Origin of the sequence: Paenibacillus sp. E222, assembly GCF_013401555.1 — a bacterium.
In the GTDB taxonomy this organism is placed as follows: Bacteria; Bacillota; Bacilli; order Paenibacillales; family Paenibacillaceae; genus Paenibacillus.
In genome coordinates this window covers 2,666,073-2,680,950 of sequence record NZ_CP058552.1, presented here as the reverse complement: position 1 = coordinate 2,680,950, position 14,878 = coordinate 2,666,073, and the positions used below count along the sequence as shown (strand labels likewise).

Sequence of the window (14,878 nt, the reverse complement as noted above, 5' to 3'; positions counted from 1 at the left end):
GTTAGGCTTCTCCTAATCCACGAGCACCGATCTTGAGCGCAATGGGACCGAGAACTTCTTTTTGGCGCTCAATCATCTCCAGAATGCCCTGCTCACCCAGCTCCAGCATCGCGTTCAGCTCACGACGGTCAAAGGGTGCTTCTTCACCTGTTCCCTGAAGCTCCACATATTTCCCGCCGCCTGTCATCACGAGGTTCATATCTACCTTGGCTTTGGAATCTTCATCATAGTTCAGATCCAGCACAGGCTGTTCTCCAACTACACCCACACTTACTGCTGCAATGAAATCCGTAATCGGGAATACTTGCAATTTATACTGTTGGGCAATTTTGTTCACCGCGAGCGCCAGAGCTACAAACGAACCGGTAATGGACGTTGTGCGTGTACCTCCGTCGGCTTGAATAACATCACAGTCCAGTGTAATCGTACGCTCGCCAAGCGCCTGCAAGTTAACAACTGAGCGCAGTGCACGGCCAATCAGACGCTGTATTTCCATGGTGCGTCCAGTCAATTTGCCGCGGTTCGCTTCACGCTGATTACGGGTATGTGTTGCACGTGGCAGCATGGAGTATTCAGCCGTTACCCAGCCTTTACCCTGCCCTTTCATAAAGGGAGGAACACGCTCCTCCACCGTAGCTGTACAAATAACCTTGGTATCTCCCACTTCAATCAGTACAGAACCTTCGGCGTATTTATTCGTGTTAATTGTTAAATTCATCGGGCGCAGCTGGTCGCTGGTTCGTCCGTTAGATCTCATCATTTCTGCCTCCTACGACTTAAGCATCCTGTAATGTCGAGCTTGTTCACACTTTTACTAATCCCTTCTATATTACCAAAGAGTTCACTTAAAAGCACCTGTCCCCAAAGAGTTCACTTAAAAGCATCCTGTCCCCCAAAGAGTTCTATCGACAGTAGGCTAAACCGCCTTTGTGGATTAAATTGGAATCTCATTGATATATTCAGGCTTCGATACTGGGGCACTGTAATCCCGGTTATCATCACTCATGACCGTCTTTTGCCCATTCCATTCGATCTGGACTTTAGCTTCCTTGCCAGCTGTGTTCTCGGCCGTAGTCAATACGACGGATTGCAGCAGTTCACTTGGCACGACGTCCCCCTCGGTGAACATGTCGTCTTTGAGTGCAACCGTTACGGTTCCATCCTCGGATGTTTTGACCGATTGCAGCTGCGTTCCACCTGTCATGACCTCTTCCAGCTCGCCACCTTTGGCTGGCCCCTTGATCAGTTCATTCAACGCCGCCTGCACCCGGTCTCCACCTGGTGTCACTAGACGCGTAACCGGGACATAATATTGAATGCCTGCTGGCGAAGCGGCTGAGAAATAAACGGTTACTGGGCTGCTGTTGGTCGTGAATGTATCACCCAAATCGAGATTAATGCCCACCGCCCGATTCAACGGTTCCGGCAGGGGTGTGCTGTTTACTGGCATTTGCGTTAACTTTTTGCCGTCTACCCATATCTGTACGTTCTGCACATCCGGTGTACCCGTGAGTGTCCAGGTGACTGCCTCCAGCATTTTTCGCTCGTTCTTGGCATCATACTTGGCAAAATTGCCGGAGAACTCCACGACTGCCAGCTTGTCATCCGAATGAATCGTTACGTTCTGAACAACGGTCCCCTGCGGGAGTACGCCCTGAAATCCTTCAGGCAACATACCTGCATATGGACCACCCGTCACAAGTGTATCCAGGGCTGTTTTGGGACTGCTAACGTCCGTGCCTGACGGGAGTGTCATGGATACCGGAGCTAGCAAACCTTGTTGATCCTGCAGATACACGGTTGTAAGTGGCAGCTTGGCAAGTGAGCCATTGCCTTCAGCCGCCTGAATCATGGCCGCTTCCTGAATCGGCGGCGGTGGATCAATGGCTTCGGAGGACTGTGCCCCAAACATGCCACATCCGGATAACACCACAGGAATACTCAACAGCGCAGCTGCAGAAGCTGTACGCAAATAACGGATCTTACTCATGATCACGTTCCCCCTCATCATTTTTACAGTTTGTACTACCATGTATACGAGCCTTTGCCCAAAAAATAACTACTTTTTAAACAAGCTCACCATGCATAAAGCTGAAAACAGACTTTCCATCCCCGTGGAAGGATAGCAAAGAAACCCAAAACGGTTAATAACGTATTAGGATACAAGTGTAGGGACATTGCTAACTTCAGAGGAGGAATCGCCCATGGAACATCCGGAGCAAGAAAAAATCCCTTACAGCCTGAATAGCCGCAAAGTGGCAGAGGCAACGAGGGAATGGCTGCACAAGCGGGGCGTTACGATCCCTGAGATCGCAGAACTGGTCATGATGCTGCAGAAAAAGTATTACCCGGGTCTTACGATGGAAGAATGTATTGACAATGTGGAGAAAGTATTACGCAAACGTGAGGTGCAGAACGCAGTCCTGACAGGCATTCAACTGGACTTGCTGGCAGAGCAAGGCAAACTCATTTCTCCTTTGCAGGAGATGATTGAAAATGATGAAGGGTTATATGGCGTGGATGAGATTCTCGCATTCTCCATCGTCAACGTATACGGAAGTATCGGATTTACGAACTACGGCTATGTAGACAAGCTCAAACCCGGTGTGCTTGAACGTTTGAACGACAAGAGCCTTGGGCCTGTGCATACGTTTCTGGATGATATTGTGGGGGCCATTGCCTCAGCGGCCAGCAGCCGGATTGCGCATCGCAAACAATCGGAGCTTGAAGAGGCTTTGGGAGAAAAACCTGTCAGCGATGATATCGTATAATTGGCATGTGTAACAGGAGTTGGAAATAACGAACCACGCATGTTCCACTCTCCGATTTATACTGATCATGACAAAAAGGCGGCCATAAAGGCCGCTTCTTTTGTATGGATTCATTTCTTTTGTACTAAACTATTTCAGATGCTCCTGTCTTCCCGCTCCCGCCAAACGATACACCTCAGCCCATTTCTGTTCCGCTGCCGGCTTAGGCTGTACACGGCTGGGTCCAATCGTAATTTCCGGGCCTTTGCGTTCTCGCAGCATGCCTCGAAGTACCGTAATACCAAGAACACTCAAGCCAGTAAACACGTACATCAGACGCATAAGCACATTGCCTGAATCAGAGCCGGTAACCATACCATGGAACAGTAAACCGATGAATACGGGATAAGACAACATATGGAACATAAACCACCATTTACGGCCAAGCTTGTTACGCAAATCACTGGATAGCAGTACAATCACCAAACCATAAAAGGATAATGTGCCCAGTCCGCTGCCGATCGGATGTACTGAAGCCGTAAACGGAATGAGCAGTTCACTCCATGTAAATGGACTATAGTGATCAATATATAGGGTTAACGCATGCACAAGTCCAAGTCCAAAGGCGAGCCAGGTCGTTCGGGTATGCCATTTAAACATGGCCGCTTTAGGTTTGCCTTTAGCCATGGGCATCCCTTGGGCAATTCCCAGAAATACCCCCGCAAAGAGCAGCAAATAAGCGGCGATCCCACTAATTCGAATGATATTCCACGTCGGCAGGTAATCTACAATCCATTGCGCCATAACCGGCTCCCCCATATCTGATAGACTTGTCGTTTATATAAGACTGAAGCGGTGATCCGGATCGAAACCAGGCCAGCGTTCAGCGAGCGTACCGGTATTTCCTCTAAAATAAGTGCTCCCATCCCGGGTCATCCACAGGACGTCATGACGATCGTAATGACGGTTTAACCAACCTACTGCATCGGCACTTCCCAAAATGCAGACGGTCTTGGCAATAATCTCACATTGCGATGTATGCTGGCCCAGAACGGTACACTGTAGCACATCCGTATCTGCTGGCTCCATCTTCCGGGGATCAATTAAGTGATGTGAGAGGCTTCCGTCCGTATTCTGCCACTGTCTTCGTATCACTCCTGAAGTGGCCACCGCACCTTTCCTCAATTGAATTCTCCCTATCAGATCACGCTTCTCCTCATACGGGTCAGTGACTTGCACGGACCACATCGGATGAGATGTTGTTCCCCATGCCTGAATATCTCCACCTGCATTGATTAATCCGGCCGAAATATGAAGTGTACGTTGCAGCCAATCGGCGATACGCTCAACGGCCCAACCCTTAACAATGCCTCCAAGGTCCAGCTCAGTCCCAGGGTCCTTATGAACCATTCGGCTGCCTTCCCTTTGAATCCATCGTGGGCGGCTATAGTCATATTCGTCTCTCAGCATATCTGCTATTTTCAATTTTTTAATGTCCAATCTGCGTTCGGTTCCTGATTGAGGAAGTCCTCTTCTTTGTTGCAGCTGTTCGAAGCTGACATCATAACCAGAAGCCCGCAGAGCCTGAGAAATACCCGGCTGAAAAATCCCTTCCGTCTGACCAATATAACCGTATGCCAAACTTAACACTTCGTCCATTGCTGCGGAGATGGGCATCCACCCTGTGCAACGATTCAGACGATTCAATTCACTGTCTGCCACAAATCGGCTGAAACGCTGTTCCTGCGCTTCGAACCAATTCTTCACCATGGCTGCCGCATGCTCAGCCTCTTCCCGTCCTGCGGCTAACTGAACTTCCACGTTCGTGTTCATCGCCCGGAAGCGGAACTTGAGAAGACGGGAGACTTGCTCCGTGCGGCTCATGACGCACCTGTGCGTGACTGATAATTGCCACGACTATATCCGGAGTCAGTATCCTGATTGCTGTTCTGATCTGTTATCCAGCCACCCGACGACCTGCCTTGATTCGAACCGATGGCAGTGCTTCCATCCGTCGTTCCCTCATCCAGGATGTCACCCTCATTGGACGATGCATCGGAATTGTTATCTGTGTTGTTCGTCCATTCGTCCATGACATCATCCTGAGCATCTATCTGGGTAGAAGCTGTACTGCTTATATCGGTACCATTAGCCGCCGCATAAGCGACATCAAAGGCATCAGAAGTTCTTACATATTGAAAGAGTGCAGCCACGGTCAACGTTGCTGCCGCTGAGGCTTGCCATTTTCTCCATTGATTTCGTTTTTTCCTGGTCATCGCTCTTCCCTGCTTTCTCTGGCGAAGTTCATGCATTTATCATAGAAGTGCTGCCTTAAAAGAAGATGAATGAACGGTTAAGAGAGACTAAAGCTTTCATTTATTTGAGTCGTTACACGCAAAAAAAAGACTCTGAACAGGCAGTTCTCCTGGTCAAAGTCTTGTCATCCTCTAAGTATTTTCGATAAAAAAGAACACTCCGTCGGGCTGCTGCTCCTGTACAATATGCTCTCGCCGGATCAATTCTTGCAGATGCGCCAAAGTTTCGCTCATCGCAAAACGAAGCTGATGTGTTCCCAATCGGTCACCAAACATAAACACACAGATATCATACGCATTCGTCGGTGCTTCGCGGATTTGCTCCATCATCTTCTGTAGGCGCTCTTCATGATGAGTGAGCAGATGAACCGTTCGATCGGCAAAATGACCAAACGGATTCCGATGCCCTGGATATGCCACTTCTACATCCAAAGCCCCCAGTCGATGCAGCCCTTCCATGTAAGATAATAAAGGTTGATCGTCACTTCCCGGTTGCAAGCTGATATTCGGTGAAATCTGCGGCAATACGGCATCTCCACACAAGATCTCTCTGGAGTCCGGCGCATAGAAGGATAGATGCCCTGGGGCGTGACCACGGGTTTCTACAGCAAGCCACTTTTTCCCGCCCATAACCAGCCATTCACCATCTTCAATCGGTGTCACTACCGGAAGTGGCGTAATCTGTGAGATGAATCCCCCCATATGTTCGCGGATCTGCTGCGTCTTGTCTTCCGGCATGCCATGGCGACTATAATATTCAGGTAAAACGGTATTGATGGTTGCCTCTGTTCCCCACATGTAATCCGCTTCCTGGCGGGATCGTGTGGACATTCGAACAGGCACACCCGTTTGCTGCTGTATCCAGCCGGACAACCCCAGATGATCGGGGTGATGGTGGGTCAGTACAATCTGACTAATATCCTGAAAAGTTAAATTGAAATCTGCAAGTGCTTCGTGCCACTCCTGTTCCGTCTCAGTACTGCGTGGTCCCGGGTCAACAATCGTTATTGTTCCATCCGGTTCATGAAGCACATAGCTGTTCACCCAACGCAGTGGAAAAGCCATAGTAATCTTGACCCGATGCATGCCTGCTGGCATGGAAATGGATTCCGTTTGCTTCATTAATATTCTCCTCCAACTCTACTGCTCAGGCCGATGACCGACAAAAATCATCCGCGGCGATGCCTGCTCATCGTACTTTTCTTCATCATAACCGCCATGTACCTGATCCACCACGAGTCCTGCCTCGTGAAGCAGATCACGTAGTTGTTCGCGAGTGTACAGCTTGACGCGTTCCTGATAGATCCGCGGTTTTTGGCCCGATACGGTATCGGTGATGTGAATTTCTTTTTGCACAAATCCATTCTCGATCTTGCGAAACTCCTCTATATTCTGTCCTTCGCTTTCACGTGTTGAATGCTGCACCAGATGACGAGTCACATAAGCCGTGTTCATAAAATCAATAATATAGCTGCCACCTGGCTTCAGCATCCGATGAATGGCGCGTAACACTCTTAGTTGCTCTCCATCCTCTCGGAAATAACCAAATGATGTAAACAGATTGACCACGGCGTCAAATCCGCCTTTCAACGGAAGCTCACGCATATCGGCGTGATACCACTCTACACGATGTTCGGTGTCCATATTGCGTGCTTCACGCAGAAGCACATCAGACAGGTCGATTCCGGTCACCTGGAAACCAGCGTCAGCCAGGGCCAGAGAATGTCGACCCATACCACAGCACAGGTCAAGCACCTTGGACTTTGGCTCAAGCTTTAACCAATTGATCATTTTATGTACTTCCTGATATGCGCCTTGCACATCCCGATGTTTGTACACAAGAAGGTAGTCTTCTCCAAAACTCTTTTCATACCATTCCGTCATTACGTATCGCCCTCCACATGGTCACTGGCCCAACTATCCGTAATAAGCTGTTCTATCAGCCGGATCATATCTCTATAGCTTTTAGCCATTGTATCGTCTTTATCCTTCAAACTCAAAAATTTCCAAGGATCGTCCACATTGAACGGCCGGAAACCACACGATATAATGTTAAACATAGTCAGGCCCACGTAAATCGGTTAACTATACATAGAAGATTGATACAGAACCACTATGGCATTTTCACTTCATGAACAACATGAGACAACTGAAACATAACGCTAACATAAGAGGAAAGCAGCAGGAGGTGTTATTTATGATTCGGATTGGACTTACGGGCTGGGGAGATCAGGAGGATTTGTACCCCAACCGTACCAAAGCGAAAGACAAGCTCCGTCTGTATGGACAATATTTTACGACCGTGGAGGTAGACAGTTCCTTCTACGCCGTTCAGCCTCGGGACCGGATGGCACGCTGGGCAGCGGAAACGCCGGAATCCTTTGCTTTTATCGTCAAAGCCTATCAAGGGATGACCGGACACCTGCGAGGAAAACCCTATTTCACAAGCACCTCAGAGATGTATAAGGCCTTTCGCGAATCCCTGGAGCCTGTCATGGAAGCAGGCAAGATGCAAGCGGCCTTATTCCAGTACCCGCCCTGGTTTGAATGCAATCGGGACAACGTTAATGAACTTCGTGAAGTAAAACTGAGAATGGAAGGCATCCCTTGTGCCCTCGAATTTCGTCATCGCAGCTGGTATGAAGAGGGCATGCGCGAACGGACGCTGGCATTTCTGAAGGAACAAGGCTGGATTCACAGCGTCTGTGATGAACCTCAAGCGGGGCCAGGATCTATCCCTATTGTACCTGAGGCTACCGATGCCGAAATGACACTGGTGCGTATGCATGGGCGCAATGTATCAGGCTGGCATCAGAATGGTGCACCTAATTGGCGCGAAACCCGTTATCTGTATCGCTACAACCAGGAAGAGCTGCTGGAGTGGAAAGGTTATCTGGAGCAATTGCAGGAGCAGAGCAAAGATGTCTATGTGATTTTCAACAACAACTCGGGCGGCGATGCGGCTGCAAATGCTCAGATGATGATGGAGCTGCTGGAGCAGCCCGTGAAGCCCTTCCCTGATCGTACGGAGCCGGAAGAGGAAGAGGGTCCGGAGCAATTGGAACTGTTTTAACAACACGTTTAATTTGGAATCTTAATTGAATATTTCCATTCATAACGAAAAAAGCGGTAAGCCATTAAGGCTGTGCCGCTTTATTTGTCGTTAGGTTATATGCAGATGAACTCATGATTGCTGTACTAGCGTTGTGCAGCTGTAACCGAAGAGTCGAACGAAATCCGGCTCAGCTGCTGGTTCATTTTATGCACCTCAATCCCGGCCAGAAGCACAATGCCAATACCGTGCGTATCGTTCAGAATCCATCCCAGATCATCCCGGTAATAAAGTGCGGTAAAGGAGTAACCGGAACCCCGGCATACACCGTACACATTGCCTTTGTAATCAATGGACAGATGGGTCATACCCTCCCATCCTTTGCGTACCGCATCCAAGTAGGCCGCTGGCTGCTCCAGCCAGCCTTCACGAATACCGCGGGCATAGGCGTAGATGAACATGGACGTGCAGGAGGTTTCCTCATACGAATCCGGGCGGTTCAGCACCTGATGCCAGAGACCATTTTCACCTTGCAGCGCCAGATACCCCTGACATAGATCCCGGTAGAAGCCCAGCAGTTCCGGCCGTTTGACGTGATCGCTTGGCAGAATCGACAGTAGTTCGGTTAGCGAAAACAGAACCCATCCGTTCCCGCGCCCCCATGGTATGCCTGTCGCCCGTCCACGCACAAAATCATACACGTGGGACATGATCTGTTGTTCAGGAATATACAGATATTTGCGGAACATGAGGAACTGGTTGATCGCATCATCCCAATAAGAAGTATCTCCCGTCAACTGACCGTACCGCATCAGGAAAGGTGTGCTCATATACAGATCATCACACCACATCGTTTCCTGGCGCATCTCTCCGCTGCCACGAACACGGTAAAAGGCTCCGTCGTCCAGACGTTCCTGTTCATCCGTAATATAGCCCGCAATACGATCTGCGGTATCTCTCCCCCCACGAATGTCGCCGAGTTCCATCGCTGCCAGCAAAGTAGATCCAAACGAACCACAGTCATCCAGACTGTCGATCGCAGACAACTGATTATTGATTCCCGCGGCGCCGTACCCTTCCCGATCCCATAGACCATAACGGTCAAACGACGTACTCAGGCCGATATGGTCACGCACATACTGAACATAGTCGTCACGTCCCAACTCCTGGCCAATCTGAAGAAGTCCAAGCAGGGTGACCCCGAGTGGATAATTCCATTTGCCATAGTGGGTATTTTCCAAATAGGGACGGACACTCGTTTCAGGAAGATCCACATGCCAGTATACGCCTTGGGTTCCATCATCAAATACAGTATCTGTTACCACAATATCTTGGGGAGATGGTTCAGAGCCTGGGGAAAATACACCCGTAAACAGCCACGCATCGTGGCATCCTGCAACCGGATGAGGTGGTCTTAATCTCCAGCCTTTCGTCCCTGAGGTCTTCGCATCTTCCAGTGTAAATCCCCACAACTCGCTCCCAGCCTTGGTTTCACCTTTCGCTACCAGATCAGAACCACCGTATCGGCGAGGCAGTTCAACGCGGAAATTACCGCTTTGCCCAGCGGAATATATCTCCTTGCCATCAACGTACAGGGTGAGGGCACCTTCATGTTTTCCTTGCAGAAGAACAGGTGTCGATCCCGGTTGGATGACATCCAGTTTGGACCATGCGTACGCAACAGCAGGCTGCTCTGTCCCAAAGATTCTGGCGAAAGCTCCAGCGTTCTGTTCCCCTTCTGTCCAGTCCCTGCGCGGATACCAGGAGAGGCCCGTTTCTTCTTCAGTCATGCCATCACGAGGGAGTGATGATAAAGGTTCATCGACTGGTTCCGAGTACAGCCAGCCCTCCTGTCCTTGGCGGTCCAAACCAGGTGTGAGGAAGTGAAGCGGAAAGTTTTTAAATGAGGCCGTTCCGTAGATCCCGCCGAATCCCACCTCAGTTTTTACAAAACAAAGCAGCACATCGTTCCAGCCATATTTCACGGAAATCGGAATCTGGGTTATGCGCTCGGGAAATAACTCCTGCAACAGCTCCGATTTGAAAATCTCTTCTCCGTTCACATAGACCGTCACCGGACTGTAACAGTTCAGTCCCGTATTTAACGTAGCCTCCTGCTGGCTCCACAACTTGCCCCATACGTACACGTACTGTCCTGCACGAGCCTCTTTCCATTTGGCATCCAAATTCAGATCATAACGATAATCCCCCAGTCTACGGAAGCCTCCACGGTGGTACGCTCGGAACAAAAAGGAGTGTTTCGGATGGTCCCCAATATAACGCTGTGCCACGGTAGTCAACATATCCGGAATTGAATCATACACCTTGCCTGCAATCGCCTCGTTCTCATGAAAATAACGAATGATCTTCAGCTCCCTTCCTATACCTTAATTCGTTCGGTTAGTCGCAATGTCTCGCCAGCCTTCACTTCAACCACCTGCTGATCCGCCGTAAACCAGACAGAGATAGCCGATGGATTGTGGATAATCGACCGGTCTGCTGAACATTCCAGGCGTTTGACCGCTTTCCAGTAAGCAATCACTTCGATGTTTGTGGCGTACCAGATGTCATCCCGACCGCCAATCTGCTCAGCAAACTGTTCAATAATCTGCCAATTGTCGTTATCATTGAATTCATAGCTGTGACCCCATACATATAACAGGAGTGGCGTACCTGTCTTCGTATGCTGGATAAATCGTTCGGCATGGGTTGTCAAATCATGGTTGTGGTGGCAGGTTGGATGCCATTCGAGCGGCCGCTCAGGCAGTGTGTACCTGCCGTAGGATTCAACCGTGCGTGCATAATCGATGCCAAGCCATTCGAGCTTGGTGCTGAGTGAACGGTCATAACTCCCATTCGGGTAGGCCATACCTCGCACCGGATAACCGACCAGCTGTTCCAGCACTCTCCGATCTTCCATGATCTCTTCGGTCAGCAGCTCATCCGGGACATAGGGCAATGTGGGATGGGTGACCGTATGTACAGCCACTTCATGCCCAGCATATAAATCCGCAACTTCTGTCGTCTCAATTCGGCCAGGCTTGCTCAGCGTACCGGAATTCAGATTGAATGTGCCCCGCAGTCCATGTTGATTGAAAATTTCCACCAGTCTGCGATCATGTACCACACCATCGTCATAACTGAACGTCAAAGCCTTCATCACGCCACCCGGGTAGCGGTCAAACTGGATACGATGTCCCATCATTTTTCCTCCCACTTGCTTCTTCAATAGCGAATGAATCACACTGTTTCTTCGTTATCGTGTAAATGTACGTTCAATTGCTTTTTTCCGGCTTTTCATTATCCTTGCTGTAGAACAGCAGATCAACGATCCTTCTAACTCCTTAAGGAATAAATCCGTTTATCTTGTGAGGTTTATTCTTCAGCTGATACATGACCAGCTTCCAGCAAACGGTGGCTACCCGAGTCAAAATACGTACCTTCCAGCAGTCCGATTAATGTATTGGTAACGCGTACTTCAATATCGTTATCCCCTGCTCGCAGCCAGGAGACTTCTCCCCTCCAGCGATATGGAGACCAGCATCGAACGCCCAGACTGTAACCATTCACCCGTACTTCTACCACATCCTGCACCTGCCAGTCGCTGAATTCCAGTTCAAAGGAGGCGACTTCTTCAGTAGGCTGATTCACCCAGAAGCTGCGTTTGTAACTCATCTCTCCTGCAAAATGGGGATAAAACGGCTGTGGCTCAGGTCCAATTCGAGTCGCCGTATCCGGCTCACGAACGAGAGAGACCATGCCTTCATGATGGAATTCCACGCCAAACCTCCCTTGCAGATACAGCGGATCAACGATACCTTCTTCATCCCTCGTAACCTGTATGGTAACGGTCATTTCATTCAGGCCGTTGCGCAACAACGCAGTTATATTGCAGCCAATATTATGGTGATCGGTAATTTCAATTGGCTCAAATTGATCGGGTCCAATCGGTTCTCCGTTGATTTCCATGGTCCAGTCACCTGATATCGCCGCCCTGTCCATGAATAACAGACATTCTGCCAATGCCGTTCTCAGCTCAAATGTAGTCGTATACTTGCACTGGATTGGGTAGGCAACGGATGCTTTCTTCGGTGTGCCAAATACCTGATTAAACTGGAGCGGCAGATGATGGTTCTCCGATAATTCCGCCGCCTGGTCAATAAACGGTTTGACTGCAACATGATTACGTTCAAAAATTACACCGTTGTCATTGGAAGCTGTTACGTTGAACTGCCCCATGCGAAGTGTGTTGGACTGTACGCTTTCCAGTCGCCATGGCCCTTCCGAAGGAAGCTGAATGGTATAGGGTGCGTTCTCAGTCTCAGTAACTAAACGACCCGCGCCAGACTTCGTCCCTGTTTGATTCAGAGCAAAAGAATTCTCCTCTAATGCCTCTTGGGCATGTTGTAAAGTAAGCCTTACCGCATGTGCTTCATAGGGAGCAAGCTTTAACGAAATGCACCATTCACCACCACTGCTGGTAAACGGCAATGGTTCATGCTGTCCGTTCTCCAGATTGAGCCGTTCCGCCAGCAGAGTTGTACCCGCTGAAAGATCCACATCCGTCCATAAGCGCTTGGCTACCATTTTCAATTGCCCTTCAAGTTGTTGTCCTTCCTGGTTGGACAAAAAGATCATAAACTCTCCGTCCGATAATTGACGGGTCTGCATAAGCAGCGACGCACTTTCTTCTTCCATGATCCAACAGATCGGTTCGGGCAGTACCTGATCCAGCAGCAGGGAGATCAGTTCCAAGGAGAAGTCATCCCCGCGACCTGTTCCCGCAGGTAGAAAATAGGCATTTCCCTGTCCCTGCTGCCACATCAATTCGCTGCTGTCATGACCTGTTTCGTCCGCATTGCCCCAATATGCCTCATGCGGCTGGTTGCCTGCACCAAAGAATTGGGCGGCCTCATTTCCTACAGGGCTTCCTGGCTGGATGGCTACATACGGCGGCATGCCTACAGATATAACCGTTCCTCCCTGTTCCACGAACTGCTTCACCTGCTGCCAGGCTGCTGCCTCCAGGTTCAGCATCGGTGGAAGAATCAGCACTTCATAACGTGCAGCGCCAATCTGAATCGTGCCCTCTGCCAGCACAGCTTCCGCTAACAGCTCGGGGTCCAGATGATCATAGTCACGTCTGTTTTCGAGCAGATGCGAGGTGATCCGCATCCAATCGTTCGTGAGACGATCCAGCTGCGTCCGTTCTGCTTCGTCTTCTCCGCCATATTCGAACCCTTGTAACGGATTTCCCATCAGGCTCCAGAACGTGGTCGTTGGATCAAGCACGGCAATTCGAATGTCCGCTGTCCCGGTGCTCATCAGATAGCTTAAACGCCCCGCGTAATCTCCCAACTGCCGGAAATGACGCCAATACGGGTTCTGTATAAACTGGGATGGCGGTGCATCATGCTTGGCAAGTCCGTCGATGGTATAGAAGAAGGCGTGAAAATTAAAAAAGTTGGTACCCATGGCTGCCATCCGGTCAATCATCCATTTGGCATCCTGTAAGGTCATCGACCAGCCTACACTGTGGAAACACTCAATCAGATTACGGCTTCGTCCCAACTGTCTGGCAAGTGAGCTGACCATCTTCGGATTGTCGCGCATTTTTTTGCCATACCGTTCCAGAATCCAGGATAAGGGGCGTCCGATTTTCTCGTGCGCGGAATCTCCACCTGGCATATGGCTAAACAACTGCGTGGTCATCCTTACCCCGGGCACTTCTGCCGCATACTGAATCCCTGCTTTTTCGCACCAGTCATGTACCTGTTTGTGATACGACTCCCTGAGCAGCAGATGTAACGACTGGTAGAAGTCATACCGAATTCGTTCTGCATCTGGGACATCGCCATGCAGCAGACCGGGTAGCGACTCGATCAGACTGTAACCGCAGCGTTCACTGAAATAGTGAGGAAGCTGTGGAGACCAGGGGATACGCCCAAGCGGCGCAATTTCATCGGAGAACATACCTTTAATTACGCTTTCAAACTGTTCTCCAACGGCTTCCTTATACCGTTCGTGGGTCAGTTCAATAAAACGGCTCATCGCTTCTTTGTGACACGGGTCTACAAAGTTGCCGTAATATTTGAAATCATGCACCTCTTCTTCCTGAAATATAATCACGTCCCATTCCCCAGCGGGAGCTTTCCACAACAGGCGAAAAGCCGTTCGGTATGTAAAAAACCGCTTGCGATTATACGACGTGAGTCCTGTCTCCTGATACACCTGATCAGTCTGGATATTGCCGATGTTACTGCGCAAATCAATGGATTCATGCCACAATCTTTGGCCCTGCGCATCCTTGGGTATTGCCTTCGCCACTAAAATTCGACCCCACGGCAACTCATGATCCACTGTTTCTCGGCCATGAACACAAATGTGCTGATGTACAAGCTGGCGCTGCTTCGCCTCAGGAAAATCAAGTGTCACCTCACCGCCAGCCATCCCGCTTGGATAGGGATACTCGTCATATAACCATACCTGCATGCCGCAGGCGGCCGCCGCTTCCACTGCAATCCGTACTTTGTCAAACCATGCTTCGGACAGATAGGGAATCTCCAGCCCCTGACGTGGACAGATGAAAAAACCACCTACGCCCTGTGCGGACATTTCGGCTATTTGCCGTTTGATTTGCTCTTCTTCCATATCCCCATTCCAAAACCAAAAGGGATGAACCCGGTACTGCGCCTCGGGATTTTCAAATGCATCCCCGTTCCACATGTCGCTTCCTCCCTGTATGTGCAAGAGTGGTCGTC

Annotated in this window: 12 protein-coding genes; 2 read left to right on the top strand and 10 right to left on the bottom strand. The window is 49.8% G+C overall.

Features of this window, described 5'->3' with window-relative positions:
- Window position 1 precedes the first annotated feature (1 nt).
- Both rph and HW560_RS11955 read right to left on the bottom strand, forming a co-directional pair.
- Complete coding sequence (gene rph, locus HW560_RS11960) at window positions 2-760, bottom strand: ribonuclease PH (RefSeq protein ID WP_090904406.1); 759 nt, start codon at window positions 758-760, stop codon at window positions 2-4.
- Between the two features lie 174 nt (window positions 761-934).
- Complete coding sequence (locus tag HW560_RS11955; RefSeq protein WP_063566699.1) at window positions 935-1,990, bottom strand: GerMN domain-containing protein; 1,056 nt, start codon at window positions 1,988-1,990, stop codon at window positions 935-937.
- Between the two features lie 214 nt (window positions 1,991-2,204).
- Here HW560_RS11955 and HW560_RS11950 point away from each other — a divergent pair, with 214 nt between their 5' ends.
- Window positions 2,205-2,771 carry a phosphatidylglycerophosphatase A family protein gene (locus HW560_RS11950; protein ID WP_076290808.1) on the top strand — a complete coding sequence of 189 codons (567 nt, stop codon included), beginning with the start codon at window positions 2,205-2,207 and terminating at the stop codon, window positions 2,769-2,771.
- 129 nt (window positions 2,772-2,900) lie between these two features.
- On the opposite strand, the gene HW560_RS11945 is transcribed toward HW560_RS11950, so the two are convergent.
- From HW560_RS11945 to HW560_RS11925, 5 genes are all read right to left on the bottom strand, one after another.
- Window positions 2,901-3,554 (bottom strand): ferric reductase-like transmembrane domain-containing protein, encoded by a 654-nt coding sequence (locus tag HW560_RS11945; RefSeq protein WP_179263226.1) that lies wholly within the window; start codon window positions 3,552-3,554, stop codon window positions 2,901-2,903.
- A gap of 33 nt (window positions 3,555-3,587) precedes the next feature.
- Window positions 3,588-4,634, bottom strand: a complete 1,047-nt coding sequence (locus HW560_RS11940; RefSeq protein WP_179263224.1) for an FAD:protein FMN transferase — start codon at window positions 4,632-4,634, stop codon at window positions 3,588-3,590.
- The gene (locus HW560_RS11935) at window positions 4,631-5,026 is read right to left on the bottom strand and encodes a hypothetical protein (RefSeq protein WP_179263222.1); all 396 of its coding nucleotides are present in this window, start codon (window positions 5,024-5,026) and stop codon (window positions 4,631-4,633) included. The genes HW560_RS11940 and HW560_RS11935 overlap by 4 nt, the downstream gene beginning before the upstream one ends.
- Window positions 5,027-5,197: 171 nt before the next feature.
- Window positions 5,198-6,187 (bottom strand): MBL fold metallo-hydrolase, encoded by a 990-nt coding sequence (locus tag HW560_RS11930; protein WP_179263220.1) that lies wholly within the window; start codon window positions 6,185-6,187, stop codon window positions 5,198-5,200.
- 18 nt (window positions 6,188-6,205) lie between these two features.
- A complete protein-coding gene (locus HW560_RS11925) occupies window positions 6,206-6,949 on the bottom strand; it encodes a class I SAM-dependent methyltransferase (protein WP_090904413.1) in 744 nt (247 codons plus the stop codon).
- Between the two features lie 313 nt (window positions 6,950-7,262).
- On the opposite strand from HW560_RS11925, the gene HW560_RS11920 reads away from it, so the two are divergent.
- Complete coding sequence (locus tag HW560_RS11920; RefSeq protein ID WP_110001408.1) at window positions 7,263-8,138, top strand: DUF72 domain-containing protein; 876 nt, start codon at window positions 7,263-7,265, stop codon at window positions 8,136-8,138.
- A gap of 125 nt (window positions 8,139-8,263) precedes the next feature.
- On the opposite strand, the gene HW560_RS11915 is transcribed toward HW560_RS11920, so the two are convergent.
- From HW560_RS11915 to HW560_RS11905, 3 genes are all read right to left on the bottom strand, one after another.
- On the bottom strand, window positions 8,264-10,441 hold the full coding sequence (locus tag HW560_RS11915) for a glycoside hydrolase family 88/105 protein (RefSeq protein ID WP_257031863.1): 2,178 nt from the start codon (window positions 10,439-10,441) through the stop codon (window positions 8,264-8,266).
- Window positions 10,442-10,497: 56 nt separating this feature from the next.
- Window positions 10,498-11,322, bottom strand: a complete 825-nt coding sequence (locus HW560_RS11910) for a polysaccharide deacetylase family protein (RefSeq protein ID WP_257031862.1) — start codon at window positions 11,320-11,322, stop codon at window positions 10,498-10,500.
- Between the two features lie 170 nt (window positions 11,323-11,492).
- Complete coding sequence (locus HW560_RS11905) at window positions 11,493-14,843, bottom strand: glycosyl hydrolase (protein WP_179263218.1); 3,351 nt, start codon at window positions 14,841-14,843, stop codon at window positions 11,493-11,495.
- Window positions 14,844-14,878: the final 35 nt, after the last annotated feature.